Source organism: Comamonas terrae, from assembly GCF_001544075.1.
In the GTDB taxonomy this organism is placed as follows: domain Bacteria; phylum Pseudomonadota; class Gammaproteobacteria; order Burkholderiales; family Burkholderiaceae_C; genus Comamonas; species Comamonas terrae.
This window is the reverse complement of sequence record NZ_BCNT01000001.1, coordinates 409,060-432,239: the sequence shown is the minus strand read 5'-3', so window position 1 is coordinate 432,239 and position 23,180 is coordinate 409,060. Positions and strand designations below refer to the sequence as shown.

General features: G+C 69.1%; 17 protein-coding genes. 13 read left to right on the top strand and 4 right to left on the bottom strand.

Annotated elements, in window-relative coordinates; genetic code table 11:
- Window positions 1-171 precede the first annotated feature (171 nt).
- Together ettA and Cte04_RS01925 are read left to right on the top strand one after the other, a co-directional pair.
- Window positions 172-1,833, top strand: coding sequence for an energy-dependent translational throttle protein EttA (gene ettA / locus Cte04_RS01930; protein ID WP_066470837.1), 1,662 nt, complete (start codon window positions 172-174; stop codon window positions 1,831-1,833).
- Between the two features lie 48 nt (window positions 1,834-1,881).
- The gene (locus tag Cte04_RS01925) at window positions 1,882-4,365 is read left to right on the top strand and encodes a DUF1631 family protein (protein WP_083526444.1); all 2,484 of its coding nucleotides are present in this window, start codon (window positions 1,882-1,884) and stop codon (window positions 4,363-4,365) included.
- A 121-nt stretch (window positions 4,366-4,486) separates the two neighbouring features.
- Here the strand turns inward: Cte04_RS01925 and Cte04_RS01920 are convergent, their stop codons facing one another.
- Both Cte04_RS01920 and Cte04_RS01915 read right to left on the bottom strand, forming a co-directional pair.
- Entirely contained in the window at window positions 4,487-5,527 is a 1,041-nt protein-coding gene (locus tag Cte04_RS01920; RefSeq protein ID WP_083526443.1) for a P1 family peptidase, read from the bottom strand.
- A gap of 10 nt (window positions 5,528-5,537) precedes the next feature.
- The gene (locus tag Cte04_RS01915; protein WP_066470832.1) at window positions 5,538-6,581 is read right to left on the bottom strand and encodes a DUF72 domain-containing protein; all 1,044 of its coding nucleotides are present in this window, start codon (window positions 6,579-6,581) and stop codon (window positions 5,538-5,540) included.
- 174 nt (window positions 6,582-6,755) lie between these two features.
- Between Cte04_RS01915 and Cte04_RS01910 the strand changes: the two genes are divergently transcribed.
- The 5 genes from Cte04_RS01910 to Cte04_RS01890 all read left to right on the top strand — a co-directional run bounded on the left by Cte04_RS01910 (window position 6,756) and on the right by Cte04_RS01890 (window position 15,168).
- The gene (locus Cte04_RS01910) at window positions 6,756-9,134 is read left to right on the top strand and encodes a Tex family protein (protein WP_066470824.1); all 2,379 of its coding nucleotides are present in this window, start codon (window positions 6,756-6,758) and stop codon (window positions 9,132-9,134) included.
- A 96-nt stretch (window positions 9,135-9,230) separates the two neighbouring features.
- A complete protein-coding gene (locus Cte04_RS01905) occupies window positions 9,231-10,472 on the top strand; it encodes an alpha/beta hydrolase family protein (RefSeq protein WP_245633254.1) in 1,242 nt (413 codons plus the stop codon).
- 77 nt (window positions 10,473-10,549) lie between these two features.
- The gene (locus tag Cte04_RS01900; RefSeq protein ID WP_066471858.1) at window positions 10,550-11,392 is read left to right on the top strand and encodes an HDOD domain-containing protein; all 843 of its coding nucleotides are present in this window, start codon (window positions 10,550-10,552) and stop codon (window positions 11,390-11,392) included.
- A gap of 32 nt (window positions 11,393-11,424) precedes the next feature.
- The gene (locus Cte04_RS01895) at window positions 11,425-12,534 is read left to right on the top strand and encodes a patatin-like phospholipase family protein (protein ID WP_066471852.1); all 1,110 of its coding nucleotides are present in this window, start codon (window positions 11,425-11,427) and stop codon (window positions 12,532-12,534) included.
- Between the two features lie 138 nt (window positions 12,535-12,672).
- The gene (locus Cte04_RS01890) at window positions 12,673-15,168 is read left to right on the top strand and encodes an AI-2E family transporter (protein ID WP_083526442.1); all 2,496 of its coding nucleotides are present in this window, start codon (window positions 12,673-12,675) and stop codon (window positions 15,166-15,168) included.
- Between the two features lie 70 nt (window positions 15,169-15,238).
- Here the strand turns inward: Cte04_RS01890 and gbd are convergent, their stop codons facing one another.
- On the bottom strand, window positions 15,239-16,375 hold the full coding sequence (gbd, locus tag Cte04_RS01885) for a 4-hydroxybutyrate dehydrogenase (protein WP_066470821.1): 1,137 nt from the start codon (window positions 16,373-16,375) through the stop codon (window positions 15,239-15,241).
- 314 nt (window positions 16,376-16,689) lie between these two features.
- On the opposite strand from gbd, the gene Cte04_RS01880 reads away from it, so the two are divergent.
- Together Cte04_RS01880 and Cte04_RS01875 are read left to right on the top strand one after the other, a co-directional pair.
- Entirely contained in the window at window positions 16,690-17,622 is a 933-nt protein-coding gene (locus tag Cte04_RS01880; RefSeq protein ID WP_157081809.1) for an alpha/beta hydrolase, read from the top strand.
- Window positions 17,623-17,661: 39 nt separating this feature from the next.
- Window positions 17,662-18,525, top strand: coding sequence for a YbgC/FadM family acyl-CoA thioesterase (locus Cte04_RS01875; protein WP_066470815.1), 864 nt, complete (start codon window positions 17,662-17,664; stop codon window positions 18,523-18,525).
- Window positions 18,526-18,685: 160 nt separating this feature from the next.
- Here Cte04_RS01875 and ygfZ read toward each other — a convergent pair whose 3' ends face one another.
- Window positions 18,686-19,657, bottom strand: coding sequence for a CAF17-like 4Fe-4S cluster assembly/insertion protein YgfZ (gene ygfZ / locus Cte04_RS01870; RefSeq protein WP_066470811.1), 972 nt, complete (start codon window positions 19,655-19,657; stop codon window positions 18,686-18,688).
- A gap of 45 nt (window positions 19,658-19,702) precedes the next feature.
- Between ygfZ and mltG the strand changes: the two genes are divergently transcribed.
- The 4 genes from mltG (at window position 19,703) to Cte04_RS01850 (ending at window position 23,094) form a co-directional block, all read left to right on the top strand.
- Window positions 19,703-20,698 carry an endolytic transglycosylase MltG gene (gene mltG, locus Cte04_RS01865; protein WP_066470809.1) on the top strand — a complete coding sequence of 332 codons (996 nt, stop codon included), beginning with the start codon at window positions 19,703-19,705 and terminating at the stop codon, window positions 20,696-20,698.
- Window positions 20,699-20,860: 162 nt separating this feature from the next.
- On the top strand, window positions 20,861-21,547 hold the full coding sequence (gene tmk, locus Cte04_RS01860; protein WP_066471835.1) for a dTMP kinase: 687 nt from the start codon (window positions 20,861-20,863) through the stop codon (window positions 21,545-21,547).
- On the top strand, window positions 21,544-22,599 hold the full coding sequence (locus tag Cte04_RS01855; protein WP_174522871.1) for a DNA polymerase III delta subunit-related protein: 1,056 nt from the start codon (window positions 21,544-21,546) through the stop codon (window positions 22,597-22,599). Before tmk ends, Cte04_RS01855 begins: the two co-directional genes overlap by 4 nt.
- Window positions 22,600-22,737: 138 nt before the next feature.
- Window positions 22,738-23,094 (top strand): PilZ domain-containing protein, encoded by a 357-nt coding sequence (locus Cte04_RS01850; protein ID WP_066470807.1) that lies wholly within the window; start codon window positions 22,738-22,740, stop codon window positions 23,092-23,094.
- Window positions 23,095-23,180: the final 86 nt, after the last annotated feature.

The following is a 23,180-nucleotide window of genomic DNA, read 5'->3' as shown; positions in this document are numbered from 1 at the left end:
TCGGTTGTCTGCCGAAACCACCCATTGTCCCCAGCTGAAGTGCTGCTGCGACAGGCAACTGGACGCCTGTTGCGAGGGGTATTGTCGCATGCGTCGATAATCATGGCTGGCTCGCCACTCAAAGCGGCACATTTTTTTGCGTAAATTCAAGCAACTCAAAGCAATTCGTACATGGCTCAATACGTTTTCTCGATGAATCAGCTGACCAAGACCGTGCCGCCCAAGCGGCAGATCTTGAAAGGCATTTCGCTCAGCTTCTTTCCCGGTGCCAAGATCGGCGTGCTGGGCCTGAACGGTTCGGGCAAGTCCTCGCTGCTGAAGATCATGGCCGGCGTGGACAAGGAGTTCGAGGGCGAGGCGATTCCCATGCCGGGCCTGTCCATCGGCTATCTGCCGCAGGAGCCCCAGCTCAACCCCGAGCACACCGTGCGCCAGGCCGTGGAAGAAGCCATGGCCGAGGTGAACAATGCCAAGGCCCGCCTCGAGGAGGTGTATGCGGCCTATGCCGAGGAAGATGCCGACTTCGACGCGCTGGCCAAGGAACAGGGCGAGCTGGAGGCCATCATTGCCGCCGCCGGCACCGACTCGGAGCACCAGCTCGAGATCGCCGCCGACGCGCTGCGCCTGCCGCCGTGGGATGCCGTGGTCGGCAAGCTCTCGGGCGGCGAGAAGCGCCGCGTGGCGCTGTGCAAGCTGCTGCTGTCCAAGCCCGACATGCTGCTGCTCGACGAACCCACCAACCACCTGGACGCCGAGTCCGTGGACTGGCTGGAGCAGTTCCTGCACCGCTTCAGCGGCACCGTGGTGGCCATCACCCACGACCGCTACTTCCTGGACAACGCGGCCGAGTGGATCCTGGAGCTGGACCGCGGCCACGGCATTCCCTACAAGGGCAACTACTCGGAATGGCTGCTGCAGAAGCAAAACCGCCTGGAGCAGGAGCAGAAGGGCGAGGAAGCCCGCGCCAAGGCCCTGAAGAAGGAGCTGGAGTGGGTGCGCCAGAACGCCAAGGGCCGCCAGGCCAAGAGCAAGGCGCGCATTGCCCGCTTCGAGGAGCTGAGCGACTACGAATACCAGCGCCGCAACGAGACGCAGGAAATCTTCATTCCCGTGGCCGACCGCCTGGGCACCCAGGTCATCGAGTTCCACAACGTCACCAAGAGCTTCGGCGACCGCGTGCTCATCGACAATCTGAGCATGAACATTCCGGCCGGTGCCATCGTCGGCATCATCGGCCCCAACGGCGCGGGCAAGTCCACGCTGTTCAAGCTGATCGCGGGCAAGGAAAAGCCCGATTCGGGCGAGGTCGTGATCGGCCAGACCGTGAAGATGGCCTATGTGGACCAGTCGCGCGACGCGCTGGCCGACGAGAAGACCGTGTGGGAGGACATCTCGGGCGGCCTGGACATCATCAACGTCGGCAAGTTCCAGATGGCCTCGCGCGCCTATGCCGGCCGCTTCAACTTCAACGGCCAGGACCAGCAGAAGAAGGTCGGCAACCTCTCGGGCGGCGAGCGCGGCCGCCTGCACCTGGCCAAGACGCTGATCCAGGGCGGCAACGTGCTGCTGCTGGACGAACCCTCGAACGACCTGGACGTGGAAACCCTGCGCGCGCTGGAAGACGCGCTGCTCGAATACGCGGGCACCGTGCTGGTGATCTCCCACGACCGCTGGTTCCTGGACCGCATCGCCACCCACATCCTGGCGGCCGAGGGCGATTCGCAGTGGTACTTCTTCGACGGCAACTACCAGGAGTACGAGGCCGACAAGAAGAAGCGCCTGGGCGAAGAAGGCGCCGCTCCCAAGCGCGTGCGTTACAAGGCGTTGAAGTAAGCATCAGAATGTCTCCAGCCGGCGCTGGAGCGGGTATTCTTGGCGCCTATGAGCCTTTCTCCCGTTCCCGTGTCGGTATTGCGCACCTGCCTTGTGCAGGCGGTGCGCAGCGCCGAGACATTGGCTCTGCGTCTGCTGCAGCGTATCGAGCATGCGCTGCAGCAGCCCGATCCCGCCATCCAGGATGCCGAGCGGCTCGGCCTTCTTGCCGATGCCCATCGCAGCCTGCGGCTGCACCAGGGCGAACTGCTCAAGGGCTATCCGCAGGCCTTGCTGGAAACCCTGGCGCAATCGGCCAGGCAGCCATTTTCCTTTTCCTCTCCCGCCATTGCCGATGATTTCGGCCTGCCGGATTGCGGCGGCTGCCCGCAGGATGCGGCGCGGCAGCAAAGCTGGCTCGACGGCCAGCGCCTGCAGCAGGCCGTGGCGCCCATGGTGGAGCTGGCGCTCGCGGACCTGGACGCGCTGGTCAGCGCAGCCCAGGGCATGGCCTATGTGCATCCCGAAAGCAATCCGCTGCGGCCGGAAAACTATGTGCAGGCCTGGGTGCAGCTGATTGCCGCAGCCAAGGTCGAGCCCGCGCACGCCCATTGCTGGCTCGAAGCCATGGCACAGCACCTGGGGCCGCTGCTGGTCTCCGAATATGCGCGCACCGCCAAGCTGCTGCGCGAACTCGGCGTGGTGCCGGCGCTCTATGCCGCGCCGCCCGCCCAGGCACCGAGCGTGGCCCGGCGCCGGCAGGGCGACCCTGCAGGTTCGCGCGCGCGCTGGCAGGCGCCGGAGCAGTACGGCAATGCCGTTGCGCAAAGCCGTGCCTATGCGGCCCAACGCGAAAGCCTGCTGACGCTGTGCCTGCTGCAGGAATTGCTGTCCGATCCGCGCTGGATCGAGGACAGCTGCTATACCGCGCCCCAGGCGCTGACCGATTCCATGCTCGGCCATCTGGCCGAGGCCGAGGCGGCGCAACCGTCCACCGTGCATTCCCTCCTCGGCGGCTTCAACCAGGCCACGGCCTTCGGCACAGCGGCCGCCATGCCGGCCGCGGCCGGGGAGCCGGGTCCGGGCTGGAGCAGTTCCTATTCGACCGCGGCGCTGGCGTCCGGCTTGCACCGGCCGGGGGCGGCAGGCCTGCCATCCCGTCCACCCGCCGCTGCCGCCGGGCTGTCCCGTTCGGCACGAACCCTACAGCGCATGATGGAGCACATGGCGCAGGATGCGCAGCTGCTGCCGTCCGTGCAGCAGGTGCTGCGCCTGCTCGAGCCTGCGCTGCTGCAGCTGGTGGAGCAGGATGCCCGTTTTTTCGAGGACCGCCTGCATCCGGCGCGCCAGCTGCTCGACGAGCTCACGGCGCGCAGCCTCTGGTTTGCCGACGAGGCCGCGCCGGGTTTTGCAAGATTCATCCAGGCGGCCGACTCCGCCGCCAGGCAGCTGGCGGCCTGGCCCGCGGTGGATGCGCAGGCATTTGCCCAGGTGCTGCAGCACCTACGCGACGGCTGGAGCCCGCCTGGCGCCGGCCATGGCGTGGCTGCCGATGAAGAGCCCGGACAGCCGCAAGGCCAGAGCCGCTCCCTGCCTCGGGAAGCCTCTTTCCCGGATGGCGTACAGCCGGATGCCGTGCGGCCCGATTCCTCGCACATCGCCCATGCCATACGCCGCCTGCCCAGTGCCAGAGGCGTTCCCGAGGACATGCTGGACTTCGTGACCGGCCCCTGGGCACAGGTCATCGCCCATGCGCAAAGGCTGGAGGCCGGCGGTCAGGCACTGCCGGACAGCGACCCTGGCGGCTATCTGGCCCTGGTGCCCAGCCTGCTGTGGAGCGTCTCGCCCCAGGCCAGTGCCGACACCCGGCGCCTGGCCGCCCTGGCGCCGCGGCTGCAGGCGCGGCTGGCGGCGGGGCTGCGGAGCGTGGGCCGTACCGAATGGGAAATCCGCGCGCTGGCCGCACGGCTGGCGGCCCTGCACCAGGATGCGCTCGATGCGGGAATGGCCCGGCAGGCCCCAGCGCCCGGCCAGCCCGATGCGCTGGACCTGCTGCCCAGCATGCTGGCCGCGCTGGACGGTGCGCACGAGACGCAGCACGCGCCGCTGGCGCAGGAAAGCCCTGCCCCTGAAGCGGCTCTGGCCGTCGCCGAGGCGCAGGAGGTGCTGGCCGCCGCGCTGGGAAATGGGGGAGCGCGCACGCGGCAGCCCCGGCCTTCAGGCCAGCGCTCGGCAGAGAGCTGGATGCATTCCGCGCCGCAAGCCGAAGCAGCTGTACAGGCCGGGCCGGACCAGAAAATCGCCGGCGCGGACGGTGGGCCGGCGGCGTCGGGCCCGGCCGCGGATGCGGGCGACTGGCCCCTGGGCACCTGGGTGGAGCTGCGCAACGAGCGCCAGCAGCTGCGCACGCGCCTGACCTGGATGAGCCCGCAGCAAAGCCTGTTCCTGTTCACGGCGGCCGATGGCAGCACCCAGTCGATGACGCGGCGCATGCGCGACAAGCTGGTGGCCAAAGGCCAGCTGCGCCGCATCGAGGGCGAAAGCCTGGAGTGAAAACAGGAGCTGTCTGCGCCCACTATTGCTGTGGTTCAGGCCGATACGGATCGCAAATCCAGGGCTGACCGGTGAAGGCAGCTCCTGTTTTTGATGCCTTGCGGCGCAAAAACCTGCCGCGCTAAAGCCCCGGCTGCCGCAGGTCGCTGGCGCAGGGCAGGATTGGCTGGCCGGCCACGGGCATGGGCCGGGCCAGCAAAATGGCGCGTGCCGTGGCCACCGCCACTGCTTCGGCGGCCAGCGTGCTCAGCGTCATCATGCCGAGCTGTTTGCCGGACTGGCCCGTGCCCAGCGCAAACAGGCTGTCGCCGTCGCTCATGGTATGCACGGGGTTGATGGCTCGCGCCAGCCCGTCGTGGGCCACCACGGCCAGCCGGTGCGCCTGGGCCTTGGTGATCCGGGCGTCGGTGGCCACCACGCCGATGGTGGTGTTGCTGCCCGCCAGCACGGGGCGCGGCTCCTGGCCCGCCAGCAGGGCTTGGCGCGCATCGAGCAGGGCCTTGCCGTCGGCCTGGCGCGCGCCGGCCAGCAGCTCGCCCGTATAGGGGTTGTAGACATCGCCCAGCGCATTGCAGGCCACCAGCGCACCCACGGTCACGCCGTCCACGGTGAAGCTGGCCGTGCCGATGCCGCCCTTCATCGCGCGGCCGTGGCCGAACAGCTTGCCCACCACGGCGCCCGCGCCGGCGCCCACGCTGCCTTCGGCCGGGCGCAGCTTGCCGGCGGCCTGGCAGGCGGCGTAGCCGGCGGCGGCGTCGGGCCGTATGCGCATGTCGCCCATCATCACGTCGAACAGCACGGCGGCCGGCACCAGCGGAATCCGGCCCACGCCGATATCCAGGCCGGCGCCTTGCTCCTCCAGCCAGCGCACGGCGCCGCCGGCCGCATCCAGCCCCCAGGCGCTGCCGCCGGCCAGCACGATGCCGTGCACCTGCTGCACGAGGTTGCTCGGATGCAGCAGATCCGTCTCGCGCGTGCCGGGTGCGGCGCCGCGCACGTCCACGCCGCCGACCGCGCCCTGCGGGCACAGCACCACGCTGCAGCCCGTGGGCCGGCGCGCATCGGTGAAATGGCCTGCCGATATGCCTTGCACCAGGCCGATGTGGCCGGTGTGGGCCAGCAGGTCCGCCGTGCTGGCGGGCAGTGTGTGGGAGACGGTCATGAAGGGCTTTCTACAGTGCGGCAATCGCCTGGGACAGCAGCGCGATCGAGCAGGGCGCGCAGCCCTCGGCATCGTTGCTGACGGTCACGAAGGCCGGCTGGCCCGCGCCCGTGATGCCGCGGATGGTGCGCGCGAGCAGCTCGCGCGTGTGCAGGTCTTCGGAGCGGATCTCGTTGAACGGATCGTGCTTTTTCTGCGCATCCGGATAGCCGTAGGCACCGAAGATGCGGTTCAGGTTCCAGCGGCAGACCAGCGGGCCGGGCCACAGCGCGCGCAGGATGGGCAGCTGTACCTCGATCGGCGGCATCTTGCCGTGCAGGCCCAGGCAGAAAGTGGCGCCATGGGCCCGCAGCGTGTCGGCCAGCGGGGCGATCAGGAGTTCGGGGTCGCGCACCTCCACGGCCACGATGACCTGCGGGCGGGCGGCCAGCGCCTCGCGCACGGCGGCCAGCATGGTGCCCAGGCGCTCCAGCAGCAGCGTGGGACGGCTGAGCCAGCCCCAGGGCAGCGGGCTGAGCTGGAAGACCAGCACGCCCAGCTTGTCGCCCAGGCCTTCGAGCGTGGGCTCGACGAAATGCTCCACGGCCAGGCGGGGGTCCAGAAAGGCCGGATTGGTTTCCCGTGCCTTGCCGTCCTCGCCGCGCACCTGCGCATCGGTCACGCCGGCCGGGCATTTGACGACGAAGCGGAAATCCGCATCCACCTGGGCCGCATAGGCTGCGTACTGGCTGGCCGTGAGCGGGCGCCAGAAGGTGCGGTCCACGCAGACGGTGCGCAGCAGCGGGTGCCGGTGGTAGGCCGTGAGGCCTTTCTTGGACAGCACGCTGGCGTCGTAGGCCCCGTCCCATACCAGCCCTTCCCAGCCCGGATAGGACCAGGTGGACACGCCCATGCGCAGGTTGGCCGGCAGCTGCGCGGCCAACGCCTGGTATTGGGCTGCCGCAGGCGCCAGTGCCACATCGCCGCTGCGGGCCTTGGGCCGGGGGGCGGATGGGGCTGCCTGCGGTTTCCTGGCAGGCTCGGGCGAAGCCGGGCCAAACAAATCGTCCTGCATGCCGGGGATTCTGAATGAAATAAGGCTTTTGTGCATACCCATCAAGCGCAAGCAGCTATGAAAAACATAGTTTTTAGCTTCTGTTGCATTTGAGTGCCCGGGCAAACCGGACGGGGTGCAGGTGGTATGGCAAACTCGGCGGCTTTCCGGATTTCTCGCCCTGGGGCGCCTCGCATGCAAAAAATCATTGGTCAGATTGCTCAAGAACTGAATGTCAAGCCGCAGCAGGTCAGTGCGGCCGTGGAGTTGCTCGACGGCGGCGCCACGGTTCCGTTCGTGGCCCGCTACCGCAAGGAAGCCACGGGCGGCCTGGACGACACGCAGCTGCGCACGCTGGACGAGCGCCTGACCTACCTGCGCGAGCTCGAAGACCGCCGCGAGGCCGTGCTCAAGGCCATCGACGAGCAGGGCAAGCTGACCGATGCGCTGCGCCTGGCGATCGCCGGAGCGCCGACCAAGCAGGAGCTGGAAGACATCTACCTGCCGTTCAAGCAGAAGCGCCGCACCAAGGGCCAGATCGCCAGGGAATTCGGCATCGAGCCCCTGGCCGACAAGCTGTTTGCCGACCCCACGCTGGACCCGCACAAGGAGGCCGAGGCCTTCTGCCAGCCCGCCACCACGCTGGACGACGGCAAGCCGGGCCCCGATTTCTCGACCACTTTCGCCGTGCTCGACGGCGTGCGCGACATCCTCTCCGAGCGCTGGGCCGAGGACCCGGCCCTGGTGCAGAAGCTGCGCGAATGGCTGTGGGACGAGGGCCTGCTCAGGTCCAAGAAGGTCGAGTCCAAGAACGAGAACGACCCCGAGGTGGCCAAGTTCCGCGACTACTTCGACTACGACGAGCCCATCGGCCGCGTGCCCTCGCACCGGGCGCTGGCGGTGTTCCGTGGCCGCGCGCTCGAAATCCTCGAGGCCAAGCTGGTGCAGCCGGTGGAGCCCGAGCCCGGCCAGCCCAGCCTGGCCGAAGGCAAGATCGCACTGCACCTGGGCTGGAGCCATGCCAAGCGTCCGGCCGACGACCTGATCCGCAAGTGCATTGCCTGGACCTGGCGCGTGAAGCTGAGCCTTTCGACCGAGCGCGACCTGTTCTCGCGCCTGCGCGAGGACGCCGAGAAGGTGGCCATCAAGGTCTTCGGCGACAACCTGCGCGACCTGCTGCTGGCCGCGCCCGCGGGCCAGCGCGCCGTGATCGGCCTGGACCCCGGCATCCGCACCGGCGTGAAGGTGGCCGTGGTGGACAGCACCGGCAAGCTGGTGGACACCGCCACCATCTACCCGCACGAGCCGCGCCGCGACTGGGACGGCTCGCTGGCCGTTCTCGCCAAGCTGGTGGAAAAGCACAACATCAACCTAATCGCCATCGGCAACGGCACGGCCAGCCGCGAGACCGACAAGCTGGCGGCCGACCTGATCAAGATCGCCGCCAAGGCCGACAGGAAGATCGACAAGGTGGTGGTCAGCGAGGCGGGCGCCTCGGTGTACTCGGCCAGCGAGTTCGCGGCCCAGGAAATGCCCGATGTGGACGTGAGCCTGCGCGGCGCGGCGTCCATCGCCCGCCGCCTGCAGGACCCGCTGGCCGAGCTGGTCAAGATCGACCCCAAGAGCATCGGCGTGGGCCAGTACCAGCACGACGTGAACCAGAGCGAGCTGGCGCGCCAGCTCGACGCCGTGGTCGAGGACTGCGTGAACTCCGTGGGCGTGGACCTGAACACGGCCTCGGCGCCACTGCTGTCGCGCGTCTCGGGCCTGAGCGGCTCGGTGGCCAAGTCCGTGGTGCGCTGGCGCGATGCCAATGGCAGCTTCAGGAACCGCAAGCAGCTCATGGAGGTGGCGGGCCTGGGCGCCAAGACCTTCGAGCAGGCGGCGGGCTTTTTGCGCATCCGCGGCGGCGACAACCCGCTGGACATGACCGGCGTCCACCCCGAGACCTACCCGGTGGTGGAGCAGATCATCGTCAAGACCGGCAAGCCCATCGAGCAGATCATGGGCCGCGGCGAGGTGCTCAAGAGCCTCAAGCCCGAGCAGTTCGCCGACGACAAATTCGGCGCCGTGACCATCAAGGACATCCTGGGCGAGCTGGAAAAGCCCGGCCGCGACCCGCGCCCGGACTTCGTGGTGGCGCGCTTCAACGACGGCGTGGAGGACATCAAGGACCTCAAGGAAGGCATGGTCCTCGAAGGCACGGTGAGCAACGTGGCGCAGTTCGGCGCCTTCGTGGACCTGGGCGTGCACCAGGACGGCCTGGTCCACGTGAGCCAGATGAGCCACAAGTTCGTCGAGGATGCGCGCGAGGTCGTCAAGACCGGCCAGATCGTCAAGGTCAAGGTGCTCGAGGTCGACGTGGCGCGCAACCGCATCAGCCTGACCATGAAGCTCGATGCGGCGCCGGCAAGGCGCGACGGCCCGCGCGAGAACCGCTTTGAAAGCGCCGGGCGGGGCAACGGCTATGGCGGCGGCCGAGGCGCATATGGCCAGCCGCAGCGCCGTGGCGAGCCCGAGCCGCAAAGCGCCATGGCCTCGGCCTTTGCCAAGCTGCAAGGTCTCAAGAAATAATCACCCCTTTGGGCCGCCGCCCATTCATATCCATTCACAGGCGGCCGTTGGGAGGGAAAGAGGATGCGCAAGGCCAGGACAGGAGCCGCGGGCAGGATGCTGCCCGCTCTCGGCGTGGTGCTGCTGGTGGCGCTCATCGGCGCCAAGATGACTTCGCGCGGCAGGGTGTCGCTGGACTGGGTCAGGCACAAGGCCGAAGCCCAGCAGCAGCCGCTGGTCTGGCCGCCGGCAACGGCCGCGGCCGGTGATGCGGTCTGCCATACGGTCAGGCTCGATCCGGCGCAGCTGAACAAGGCCCAGGAAGAAGGCCTGGCCATCGACATGGCCCGACGCTGCATCACGCGCGAGGCCATGGCCGGGTACGAGGCGTCGCTGCGCCGGCACGAGGAAGCCAGGCTGCAGCGTGAAGCGGCCCTGCGGCAGAGCCAGGCGCGTGCGGCCGAGCAGGCGCAGATCGAAAAGGCGGTGGAGCAGCAGATCGCCACGGGGGCCATCGGCCTGCAGAACCTGATGCAGGCGCGCGAAGGCAAAAGCACGCAGATCGCCGCCGCGCTGCTGCCCGGTGCCCGCACGGCTGCCACGGCCCTGCCGCAACCGCCCGCGCAGCTGTTCGTGCCTATGGCCTACCAAAGCGGCGAGCTGAGGCTCACGGCGTTCGTGACGCCCAACCCCGGCGACGGCAGCAAGCAGCCGCTGATGGTGTGGCTGACCGGCGGCGACACCAACAGCCTCGGCGACTTCTGGAGCGAAGGCGCTGCGGCCGACGACCAGAGCGCCAGCGCCTTTCGCAAGGCCGGCATGGCCATGCTGTTTCCCACGCTGCGCGGCGGCAACGACAATCCCGGCCAGCGCGAATATTTCTGGGGCGAGGTGCAGGATGTGGCCGTCGCCATGCTGCAGGCGGCCCGTCTGCCCTATGTCGATGCCTCGCGCATCTATCTGGGCGGCCACAGCACGGGCGCCACGCTGGCGCTGCTGACCGCCACGGCGGGCCTGCCGGTGCAGGGCGTTTTCGCCTTCGGTCCGGTGGACGAGGTGGGTGGCTATGGCTGGCCGGTCAGGTGGAGCCAGCTGCCCGCAGACGAAATGCGGCTGCGCTCTCCCGTGCACTGGCTGCATGCCATCAAAAGCCCGACCTGGATCATCGAGGGCAACCGGCGCCCCAGCAATATCGGCAGCCTGGACGCACTCTGCGCAGCGCGCAAATCGCAGCATGTGCATTGCGTCTCGGTGCAGGGCGCGGACCATTTTTCCGTGCTGCGGCCGCTGACGCGCCGGATTGCGGGCCAGCTGACCGTGGGGCAGCCGGTGCAGCTGCAACGGGAAGAAAAACTGTAAAGGCGCCAGGCGCCGGGGCCGCGAAGGCCGCCGTATTGATCGAGCAAAGGAAAGGCGGCCCCGGGCCGTGCATGGGAATGAGCCGCGCAAAACCTCTGAATCTGTCCGCCTTGCTGCAGGCTCCGTTGGCGCTGCCTAGCCAGCCGCGCACGGTGGCGCTGTTGCTGAGCGAGCTGCGCACGCCGCAGCCCGGCATGCGCAGGCTGGACCAGTTGTTTGGCACCGACCCGGCGCTGGCAGCCCGTCTGCTGGCCGCGGCCAACCGCGCCGAGCACCAGCTGGAGCAGCGCGTGTCCGGCATCCCCGAGGCCCTGGTCGTGCTGGGGCAGGCGGAGCTGCGCGACTTGGTGGCGCAGGCGCCGCTGGGCCTGGGCACAGGCTGGCTGCAGGGGCTGGAGCTGCCTGATTTCTGGCGCTACAGCGTGGAGGTGGCCAAGCTGGCGCGCGCGCTGGCGGCCTCGGTACAGGCGCCTGCGGCCACGGCCTATGCGCTGGGGCTGCTGCACGGGCTGGGCGAGATCCTGCTGCATGGCGCGGACGCGCAGCGGGCGGCGGCCATGGGCGAGACGGTGGCCGTGCTGCATCCGAACCGCGCGCGGCTCGAAATGCAGGTGTACGGCTACAGCTACAGCCAGGTCAGCGCGGCGCTGGCCGGCTCGTGGAATCTGCCGCCCCTGATGGTGCAGGCGCTGCTACACCTGCATGCGCCCATGCAGCAATCGCAGTTCGAGCCGTTGACGGGCGTGCTGCACCTGGCCTGCTGGCGCGTGCGCGCCCGGGCTGCGAACTGGGACGACCGCAAGCTGGCCGTGAGCTTTCCCGCGGAAGTGGGGCTGGCGCTGCGCATGGACATCGACATGGTGCTGCGGCAGGCATCGATCGACTGGCATGCGGCCGGCGGGCTGGACGTGCAGCTGTGACGGCCGAGCCCGGCGCCGGCACAATGGCGCCCATGAGTCATGTCCCCGCACTGCGCATCCATGCCGGCCCCAAGGCCCTGGACCATATCCGCCGGCATGGCCTGGCGCCCGGCCATGTCCGCGTGATACCGGCTGCGGCGGGCGGGCCCAAGGGGCTGATCCTCGGCCCGCTGGACCGCTTCATCTTCGGCCACTGGCTGGCGCAGGCCGACCAGCCCGTGGATCTGGTCGGCGCCTCGATTGGCGCCTGGCGCATGGCCACGGCCTGCCTTGCCCAGCCCGAGCAGGCGTTGGCGCGGCTCGAGCGCGACTACATCGCCCAGCGCTTCGACCCGCCGGCCGGGCACAGGCGCACGCCGGCCTGGCTGGTCAGCGAGCGCTTCGCGCAAAGCCTGCAGGACTTCTATGGCGGCCGGGTGGCGGAGGTGCTGGCCCATCGCCGCTACCGGCTGCATGTGGTGGCAGCGCGCGGGCGCGGCCTGCTGGCGCGCGAGTCGGGCTGGCGCACACCGCTGGGCTACCTGGGCGCCTTCATGAGCAATGCGCTGCACCGGCCGGCGCTGGGCTGGTGGCTGGAGCGCGTGGTGTTTTCCACCGCGCCGCACGGGCCGCAGCAAGCGCCGCACCGGCTGCCGTTTGCCACGGCGGACCTGTGCACGCGCCAGGCGCGGCTGGACGAGGCCAATTTCATGCAGGCCCTGCGCGCCAGCTGCTCGATTCCCTTCGTGCTGCAGGCCGTGCACGACATCGCCGGCGCGCCGCGCGGCGCCTACTGGGACGGCGGCATCACCGACTACCACATGCATCTGGACTATGCGGCATCGCAGGCCGGGGACGGCATCGTGCTGTATCCGCATTTCCAGCGCGCCGTCGTGCCGGGCTGGCTCGACAAAAGCCTGCGCTGGCGCCACCGTGCCAGCCACTTCCTGGACTCCATGGTGGTGCTGGCCCCGGACCCGGCCTGGGTGGCCGGCCTGCCGCGCGGCAAGCTGCCCGACCGGCACGATTTCCTGGACTACGGTACGGACCATGCGGCGCGTGCCAGGGCCTGGAACGCGGCCACCTCGGCCAGCCGCCAGCTGGCCGACGAGTTCGCCCAGTGGCTGCAGCGGCCCGATCCGTCGCGCGTGCTGCCGCTCTAGGGAGGCCCTGGCGCGGCAGGCTGCCGGGCTGATGGCTGACAGGGTGTTGCGAATGCAACGCCTTATGTCCTGCAGGGACACCGGCATGATGGAGGCCGCTGCTGCGGTAGCGTCGAGCATTTTCGTGATTTTCCGCCTATGTCCGAGCCCCTGCCTCCCACCTCCGAGAACGCCAGGCCTGCCGCCCCATGGAGCGGCCCCGAAAGGCGCGCGCGCCTGCCCGTACCCGAGCTGGCGCCGCTGGCGCAGCTGGCCGGCATGGTGCCCGCGCTGCGCCTGCTGGTAGGGCTGCTGATAGCCACCATCGTGATCGCCGGCCTGTACTTCGGGCGCGAACTGCTGATTCCCCTGGCGCTGGCGCTGCTGTTCGGCTTCCTGCTGGACCCTGCCGTCTCGCGGCTGCGCCGCTGGGGGCTGCCGCGCATGGCCTCGGCCATCGTGGTGGTGGCGCTGGCGCTGAGCGTGCTGGCGGGCCTGGGCGTGTATCTGGGCAGCCAGGTGCAGCAGCTCAGCGCCGACCTGCCCACCTATCAGAGCACCATCCGCGGCAAGCTGCGCTCGCTGCGCAAGAGCATCAACATGCCCAGCGCCTGGGATGGCGCGGTCAAGACCTACAACGCCGTGGAAAAGGAAATCACCAGCGGCACGGCGGCGCCGCGCGTGCAGAAGGTGGAAATACAGACGCCCGAGTCCAAGCCCACCACGCGCATGCTGCAGTGGCTCAGCCGCGTGGCCGAGCCCGTGACCACGGCGGGCATCGTGCTGCTGTTCGTCATCCTGATCCTGCTGGACCGCGACGACCTGCGCGACCGGCTGCTGCGCCTCATGGGCGGCAATCTGCATGTGGCCACGGATGCGCTGGACGAGGCTTCCGAGCGCATTGGCAAATACCTGCGCATGCAGTTCATCGTCAACGTCAGCTACGGCCTGCCGCTGGGCGTGGGCCTGTGGTTCATCGGCGTGCCGGGTGCCATCCTGTGGGGTGCGCTGGGCGCGCTGATGCGTTTCGTGCCTTACGTGGGGCCGATGATCTCGGCCGTCTTCCCGCTGGCGCTGGCATTCGCGGTCGATCCGGGATGGCACATGCTGCTGCTGACCCTGGGCCTGATCCTGGCGCTGGAGCTGGTCAGCAACAACGTGATCGAGCCCTGGCTCTATGGCGCCAGCACCGGCCTGTCCACGCTGTCCATCATCGTCGCGGCCACGTTCTGGACGGCGCTGTGGGGCCCCATCGGCCTGATCCTCTCCACGCCGCTCACCGTCTGCCTGCTGGTGCTGGGGCGCTATATCCCGGCCCTGCAGTTCATGGAGGTGCTGCTGGGCAGCGCCCCCGTGCTGGGGCTGCAGCAGCGGCTGTACCAGCGCCTGCTGGCCGACGATACCGATGACGCCATTGCCATGGCGCTGGAAAACATCCAGTCCCGGGTGGCCGCCAGGCCCGGCGCGGAGGGACGGGCCGCCGCCGTGGCGGGCTTCTATGACGAGGTGGCCATTCCGGCACTGCGGCTGGCCGCCCAGCAACACCTGGAATCGGCCACGGCCGAGCACCGGTTGCGCCTGTCCAGCGGCATGGATACGCTGATCGAGGAGCTGCAGGAGCACTATGGCGCCGAGGGCGCGGTGCCCGAAGGCGGCACCCGCCTGCGCATCCACTGCGCGGGCGCGCGCTGGGAAGTCGATGCGCTGGCCGCCGCCATGGTCGCGCATGTGCAGGACCTGCACGGCCATCGCGCGAGCTGCTCCACCTGGGCGGTGGCCGTCGATCCGCAGTGGGCGCAGCGCGGCATGGAGTGGAACAGCACGGGCGCCAGCCTGGAGCCCGAATGGGTGCGCGCCATGCCGCAGGCCGATCTGCTGGTGCTCTCCTTCTTCGGTGCGCGGCCCCAGCCCGTGGCGCGGCGTATGGTGCGGCGCATCCGGGAGCGCTGGCCGCATCTGAAGGTGGTGCTGGCGCTATGGAATGCCGCTGCGCCCGGCGCGGGGAGCGAGGAGCCCGATTTCGCGGCCCAGTGCGGCGCCCACGCCTGTGTGAGCAGCCTGCACGAGCTGCAGCTGTGGGTCAGCGCCCTGCAGGTCGCCGACGGCAACCAGGGCGGCATCGCGGCGCCGTTGCCCGAGGACGACGCGCAGCGGGTGCAGGCGCTGCATGCCAGCGGCGTGCTCGATGCCGGCCTGCTGTCCACCTACCACGATGCCGTGCAGCAGGCGGCCAATGCCTTCCACGTGCCGTGGGCACAGGTGTCGTGGGTGGATGCGGACCGCGTGCACACGCCGGGAAGCCTGTTCATCGTCGACCGGGAGCAGCCGCAGGCCGCCGGCATGGCGCGCGATCAGGCCGTGTGTTCCTATGTGGTCCACGGCCGGGAGCCGGTGGTGATCAACGATATCGCGCGGGACCCGCGCTTTGCGCGCAACCCCGTGCTGCAGCAGCGGCAGGTGCGCTTCTATGCGGGCGTGCCGATCACGGGCCGGCAGGGCCAGGTGCTGGGCAGCTTCTGCATCATGGCAGACCAGCCGCGCGAGATGACGGCGGACGAGCTGGCACTGCTGCGCACCATGGCCGACCAGCTGATGGAACAGGTGCGCACGGTGCAGGGCGGCAATGCCAGGGAGGCCGGCAGCGAGTCCGCCTGAGAGAGGGTGAGCTTTCTGAAAAAAATAGCTGCAAACGCTTGATGGGCAAGCGTTTGCAGCATTTTTTTCTTTACATGGAGTCGGCCAGCAGTTGCTCGTAGTCATCGGCCGAGGCTAGGCGCGGATTGGTGGCGTGGCAATGGTCCTTGAGCGCGCCGCCGATCACGGCCGCGAACTGCGAGCGCTCCACGCCCATGGCAGCCAGGCCCGTGGGCAGGCCCAGGCGGGCATTCATGTCCCGGATGGCGGCCGGAATATCGCTGCCGCTGGCCAGCCCCATGGCATGGGCCATGCGGTCGAGGCGGTCTTCGCGCTGCACGCTGTCGGCGCCGGCATTGAATCGCACCACGGCGGGCAGGAACATGGCGTTGAGCGTGCCGTGGTGCAGGCGCGGGTTGATGCCGCCCAGGCTGTGGCTCAGGCTGTGCACGCAGCCCAGCCCTTTCTGGAAAGCCATGGCGCCCTGCATGCTGGCGCTCATGAGCTGGCGGCGGGCCTCGCCGTCCTGGCCGCTGCGCGTGGCGCGTTCGATGTGCGCCCAGCCGCGCGCCAGGCCGTCCAGCGCGATGCCGTCGGCCGGCGGGTTGAAGGCCGATGCCATGAAGGTCTCCATGCAATGCGCAATGGCATCCATGCCCGTGGCGGCCGTCAGCAGCGGCGGCAGGCCGTAGGTCAGCTCGGGGTCGCAGATGGCGGCCCGGGGCACCAGGTGCCAGCTGTGGAAACCGAGCTTGCGGTGGTCGTCGACGATGATGATGGCGCCGCGCGCCACCTCGCTGCCCGTGCCGCTGGTGGTGGGCACGGCGATCAGCGGTGCCACGGCCTCCGTGATCCTGGGCGAGCCGCCTTCGATGGTCGCGTAAGAGGACAGCGGCCCCTCGTGCGTGGCGGCGATGGCCACGCCCTTGGCGCAGTCGATGGCGCTGCCGCCGCCCACGGCGATCAGGCCGTCGCAGCCTTGCTCCTTGTAGAGCGCCGCGGCGGCGCGCACTGCGGCCTCGGTGGGGTTGGACGGCGTCTGGTCGAAGACGGCATGGGGCAGATCGCCCAGGGCGTCCAATGCCTTTTGCAGCACCCCGGCCGCCTTCACGCCCTGGTCCGTCACGATCAGGGGTTTGCCGATGCCCACGCGCTGGCACTCCTGGCGCAGCAGGCGCACGGCGCCGAAGTCGAACTGGATCTGGGTGACGTAATTGATGAAGGCCATGGCAATACGGGTAAGCAGAAAGTTTCTGGTGCCGGGCAGGAGAAGCAGGGTCCCGGCCCGGCCGGGCTTTTAATCTAGTCCCCGCATGCTGCACCGCAAACAAAGCAAACCCTGAGAGCCGGCCTGCTGCCGGCATCCCACGTCGCATGCGGGACAGGACCGCATTGCAGAGGCCTGGATTGTCAAACGGAGCTCCGCGCAGGGGCCGCGCTGCGGGCAAAATCGGACGCTCTGTTTTGAACGAGGAAATCCCGGTGTCCCAGCCTGCCGAACCGAAGGCCGCTCATGCCTTGCCCGAAGCCCTGACCAAGAACATGCGCGATGTGGTGGTGCGGATGCAGCGCGCGGCGCGCACGCCCATGCACCTGCTGGGCGCGCAGGGCGCCAAGGCGGCGTACGAGGCAGGCTCCGGCGTGCTGGAGATTCTCAAGCCGGCATTGCCGCGCGTGCAGGAGCTGCAGATTCCCGTGCGCGACGGCGCCTTGCTGCCGGCGCGCCTGTATGCGCCCGTGGATCGCGCCGAAGCGCCTGCTTCGGGCCTGCCCGTGCTGCTGTACCTGCACGGCGGCGGATTTACCGTGGGCAGCGTAGCCACCCACGATGCGCTGTGCCGGCAGCTTGCGCACCTGGGCGGCTGCATGGTGGTGTCGCTCGGCTACCGGCTGGCGCCCGAGTACAAATTCCCCACTGCGCACAACGATGCCTGGGATGCGCTGCAGTGGCTGGCGGCCCATGCGGCCGGGCTGGGCGGCGACGCCAGCCGCCTGGCCGTGGGCGGCGACAGCGCGGGAGGCACGCTGTCGGCGGCCTGTGCCATCCACGCGCGCGACGCGGGCCTGCCGCTGGCGCTGCAGCTGCTGATCTATCCCGGCACCACGGCGCACCAGGACACGGATTCGCACCGCCGCTTCGCCCACGGGCCGGTGCTGGACGAGGCCGTGATCAGCTGGTTCTTCGCCCAGTATGTGAACACGCCCGCGGACCGCGACGACTGGCGCTTTGCGCCGCTGCTGGCGCCCGATGTGGAAGGCGTGGCGCCGGCGTGGATAGGTCTGGCCGAGTGCGACCCGCTGGTGGACGAGGGCGTGGAATACGCCGACAAGCTGCGCATGGCGGGCGTGCCCGTGGACCTCGAGATCTACCGCGGCGTGACCCATGAGTTCGTGAAGATGGGCCGCGCGATCCCCGAGGCGCGCCAGGCCCATGCGGACATGGCCCGGGCGCTGCGTGAAGCGTTTGCGCTCTGAACACTGCCCCCTTTTTTGCCAACGACAGGAAACCCAACCATGCAACGTGAAGACTTTCGCTGCTTTCAGCGCATCGAGGTGCGCTGGGCCGAAGTGGATGCCCAGAAAATCGTTTTCAATGCCCATTACCTGATGTACGCCGACGTGGCCGTCACCAGCTACTGGCGCCAGCTGGCCCTGCCGTACGAGAGCAGCTTCGCGGCGCTGGGCGGTGAGCTGTTCGTCAAGAAGGCCAGCACCACCTATCACGCTTCGGCCACGCTGGGCGACGTGCTGGATGTGGGCATTCGCTGCGTCAGGCAGGGCAATACCTCGCTGCAGTTCGAGGCCGGCATCTTCCGCGGCCTGCAGCTGCTCAACACCGTGGAGCTGGTCTATGTGTTTGCCGATGCGGCCACGCAGCAGCCCAAGCCCGTGCCCCAGGCACTGCGCGACGTGCTCACGGCCTTCGAGGAAGGCCGCAGCGTGGTGAGCCTGCGCTCGGGCAGCTGGAACGACCTGGGCCGCGACGCCGAGCGCCTGCGCATGGCCGTCTTCGTGCAGGAGCAGGGCGTGCCGCGCGAGATCGAGATCGACGAGTTTGACACCGTGGCCCGTCATGCGGTGGTGTTCAACGGGCTGCAGCAGCCGATTGCCACGGGCCGCCTGGTGAGCGACAGCCCGGGCGTGGGCCGCATCGGACGCATGGCCGTGGACCGCAGCGTACGCGGCGGACGCTGGGGACGCATGGTGCTCGACAGCCTGATCGAGGCCTCGCGCCAGCGCGGCGACCAGGAGGTCGTGCTGCACGCCCAGCGCCATGCCCAGCCTTTCTACAGCCGCGCCGGCTTCACGCCCGTGGGCGAGCCCTATGAAGAGGCAGGCATTCCCCACATCACCATGAAAAAGGTGTTCACTCCCTGAGGCGCTTTGCGCCTTCCCCCTCTCTCTTCGGGAGGGGGACGACGCCTTCGGCTAGGCACCCCCGCCGCGAGGCGGCTCTTGCTCGGCGCCCCTGGCGAAAGAGGCGGTGCCTGCCGTCGCGGGCGCTTTCCTCACGGTTGGATCGAGGAAGGTCGCTGTATCAGATATCGTCCAGCAGCGCGTAGGGCAGGGGCAGCACTTGCAGCGCCACACCCTGGGTGGCATCGGCGCTCTGGCCTTCGGCCAGCTTGGCGTGGGCAAACAAATCATTGCGCGAGGCCGATGCAATCTGCATGGATACCAGCGCATCCCAGCCGCCGCCGGGCGCTGCGGCGGCCTGCACCACGGTGCCGGTGGCCTGCTCCGGTTCATCGGGAGCAAACACCTCCTGGCCTGCGGCCAGCGGCTGGTCGGCATGCACCAGATAGGCGCGGCGCTTGAGCGTGCCGCGGAACTGGCTGCGGGCCACCACTTCCTGGCCGGGGTAGCAGCCCTTCTTGAAGTTCACGCCGCCCACCGATTCGTAGTTGAGCATCTGCGGCACAAAGGCGTCGACCACCGGGGCCGACAGCGTGGCCACGGCGCTTTGCACCTCGCTCCATTGCCATTGGGCTTCGCTCAGTGCCGGGCCCTGGGGCGCAGGCGTGCCAGCCGGTGCCACCCACAGCGCGCGGGACCGGCCTGCGGCAGGGTAGAGCGCGACCACGGTGGCGTCTGCCTCGGTTGTCCTGGTCCAGGGAGCCGTGCCGGCGGCAAGGAATGCCTCGGCTGCGCTGCCGGCCAGACCGTGCAGGGCGAAATCGGCCGTGGCATCGCTGAGCCTGCATTTGGCGCGCAGCACGAACATGGACAGGCGCTTGAGCGTGGGCGCCAGCAGGCTGCGGTCGCAGACCAGCAGGATCTCGTCGGTGCCGTGCCTGAAGCCTATGAAGCTGGCCAGCATGCGGCCCTTGGCGGAGCAGAAGGCGGCCAGGCGCGCATGCCGGGCGTCGAGCAGCGCGAAGTCCTGCGTCAGCTGGCCGTGCAGAAAGCTGGCGGCGTCTTCGCCGACGGCGCGGATCACGCCAAGCTGGGAAATCGGGGCAATGCCATCAAGAGCGGGTACGGAGGACGTCGTCAGGGTCTGGGTCATGGCTGAATTATGATCGCCGGTCCAAGGCTTTCATGGATCAAGGTTGTGCGTGCCATTTTTCGAGCACTGATGTTGTTGATTGTGCTGGCTGCCGCCGCAGCCGGCGGTGCATGGTGGTGGCTGAACCACCCCTTGGAGCTGAGCCAGCCCGTGCTGGAGCTGGAGATCGAGCCCGGCACCACGCCGCGCGGCGTGGCCGCGAATGTGGTCAAGTCCGGCGTGCAGGTCGATGCCCGGCTGCTGTATGCCTGGTTCCGCTTCTCGGGCAAGGACCGGCTGATCAAGGCCGGCAACTACGAACTGACCACCGGCCTCACGCCCTATGTGCTGCTGCAAAAGCTTGCGCGCGGGGAGGAGTCGCTGCGCGCGCTGACCCTGGTGGAGGGCTGGAACTGGCGCCAGGTGCGCGCGGCGCTGGGGCGCGAGGAGTTCCTGCGCCATGACAGCGCCACGCTCAGCGACGAAGCGCTGATGGCGGCCCTGGGCCGCGCGGGCGTGGTGCCCGAGGGGCGCTTCTTTCCCGATACCTATACCTATGCCAAGGGCAGCTCCGACATGGCCGTGCTGCGCCGCGCCCTGCATGCCATGGACCGGCGCCTGGCCGATGCCTGGGCCATGCGCGCGGCCAACACGCCGCTGAAGACGCCCGAGGAAGCCCTGATCCTGGCCAGCATCGTGGAAAAGGAGACCGGCAAGGCCTCCGATCGTGCGCTGATCGCCGGCGTGTTCAGCAACCGCCTGCGCATCGGCATGCTGCTGCAGACCGATCCCACGGTCATCTACGGCCTGGGCGAGAAGTTCGACGGCAATCTGCGCAAGCGCGACCTGCTGACCGATACGCCCTGGAACACCTATACCCGTGCAGGCCTGCCGCCCACGCCGATCGCCATGCCGGGCAAGGCCGCGCTCATGGCCGCGGTGCAGCCCGAGCAGACCAAGGCGCTGTACTTCGTGGCGCGCGGCGACGGCACCAGCCACTTCAGCGCTTCGCTGGACGAGCACAATAGGGCGGTGAACCGCTACCAGCGCGGCCAGCAATGAGCACCCCCTGAGCCGTCCGCGCCTCCCCCCCCCCGCTCTCGCGGCACTGAAGCAGGCGGCGATGCCTGCCGGCCCGGGCCCTTGCCCCGCATGCGTCGCATGGGCCGTGCCGGTTGCTTGCGTGGCTGGCAACGCACGGCGCAATGAATGGATGATTTTGAAATGACAACAGGACTGTTCATCAGTTTCGAAGGCATAGACGGCGCCGGCAAGTCCTCGCACATCGAGGCGCTGGCCCAGGCATTCCGCGACCAGGGCCGAGTGGTGACGCTGACGCGCGAGCCCGGCGGCACGCCGCTGGCCGAAAAGCTGCGCACGCTGATGCTGCACGACGCCATGGACCCGCTGACCGAGGCCCTGATCGCCTTTGCCGCGCGGCGCGACCATCTGGTGCAGGTCATCGAGCCGGCGCTGGCGCGCGGCGAGGTGGTGATCTGCGATCGCTTCACCGATGCCACCTTTGCCTACCAGGGCGCGGGCCGCGGCTTCGACCTGGGCCAGCTTGCCGCGCTGGAGCGCATGGTGCAGACCGGCACCGCGCCCCAGCCGCACCTGCTGCGCGAGCCCGATCTGACCCTGTGGTTCGACCTGCCCGCTGCCGTGGCGGCCGAGCGTCTGGCCACGGCCCGCGTGCCGGACCGTTTCGAGGCCCAGCCCGGCGAATTCTTTGCCCGCGTGGCACGGGGCTATGCCGACCGCGCCCAGGCAGCGCCCGCGCGCTTTGCCCGCATCGACGCCAACGCCAGCCGTCATGCCGTGTGGCAGCAGGTCGTGCAGGCCATGGTGCGCAAGGGCTGGCTGGCCATCATGGTGGGGACCAAGACGGCGGACACCAGGGAGCAGGCATGAGCGCCGATCTGGAGCAGGAACTGCAGCCTGCGGAAACCCGGGCGCCCTGGATTGCGGCGCAGCGCGAGCGCCTGCTGGCCCAGCGCGGCCATGCCTGGCTGTTGCAGGGGCCTTCGGGCCTGGGCCAGTACGCGCTGGGCCTGTCGCTGGTGCGTGCCTGGCTGTGCGAGCAGCCCACGGAGCAGGGCGCCTGCGGCCGTTGCGGCAGCTGCCATGCGATCGACGTGCGCGCGCATGCCGATCTGTGCGTGCTCATGCCCGAGGTGCAGATGATGGCGCTGGGCTGGCCATTGCCCGAAAAGGCCCAGACCGAAATCGACGACAAGAAGCGCAAGCCCAGCCGGGAGATCCGCGTGGAGGCCATGCGCGATGCCGTGGAGTTCTGCCAGCGCACCAGCGCGCGCGGCCGCGGCAAGGCCGTGCTGGTCTACCCGGCCGAGCAGATGAACGCCATCACGGCCAATGCCCTGCTCAAGACGCTGGAGGAGCCGCCGGGCGACACGCGCTTCGTGCTGGCCAGCGAAGCGGCTCACCAGTTGCTGCCCACCATCCGCAGCCGCTGCCTGACCCACACCATGGCCTGGCCCGATGCGGATCAGGCGCAGGCCTGGCTGGCGCAGCAGGGCGTGGATGCCGCCATGGCAGCCACGGCGCTGCAGGCTGCCGGCGGGCGTCCGGGCGATGCGCTGGCCCTGGCCCGCGAAGGCGCGGGCGTGGCTGCCTGGTCGCAGCTGCCGCGCAACCTAGCCAGGGGCGACGTGGCGGCGCTGGCTGCATTTTCCGCACCCGATGCGGTCAGCGCGCTGCAGAAGATCTGCCATGACCTGATGGCGCTGGCCAGCGGTGCGCCGGCGCGCTATTTCTCGCCGGCCGACCTGCCGGGCAAGCCCTTGTCCATGGCGCTGCTGGCCGATTGGTCGCGCGAGCTGGTGCAGGCGGCGCGCACGGCCGAGCATCCGTTCAACAACGGCCTGATGATGGAGGCCCTGGCGGCCAGGGCGCGCGGCGTGCTGCTGTCGGGCCAGCGCGCCCGGGCCAGATCGCCGCGCTGAAGGCGGAGCTGGTCCTGCAGGCCTGGATCGGTCTGATATCCGGCCTTGTGCGGAGTTATGCGGCCTTATGGCCTGTCGGCAGGCTGTTAACCTACAGGTCCTGGCCAGCCGGTTTCACTTGCGAATTTGCTACACCCTATGAACGCTTCCTCCACACCCCGCCCCAGCGTGATGCAGCTGGCGATCAAGGAAAGGGCAGCGCTTTACGCCGCCTATATTCCTTTGTTCGCCGAGGGGGGGATTTTCGTGCCCACGCAGCGCGACTACCGTTTGGGCGATGATGTCTATGTGCTGCTGACCCTGCCCGACGATCCCCAGCGCTATCCGGTGGCCGGCCGCGTGGCATGGGTAACGCCGGAGCGCGCGCCCGGCAACCGCACCCAGGGCGTGGGCATACAGTTCCCCAAGGACGAGAAGTCCGCCCAGCTCAAGGCCAAGATCGAGCAGATCCTGGGCACGGCGCTGGGCTCCGAGAAACCCACACAGACCGTCTGATTTTTCAATACTGGCGCGCTCCATACGAGAGGCGCCGAGCAGGAGCCGCCTCGCAGCGAAGGTGCCGTCCCCTTGGGGGAAGCGGC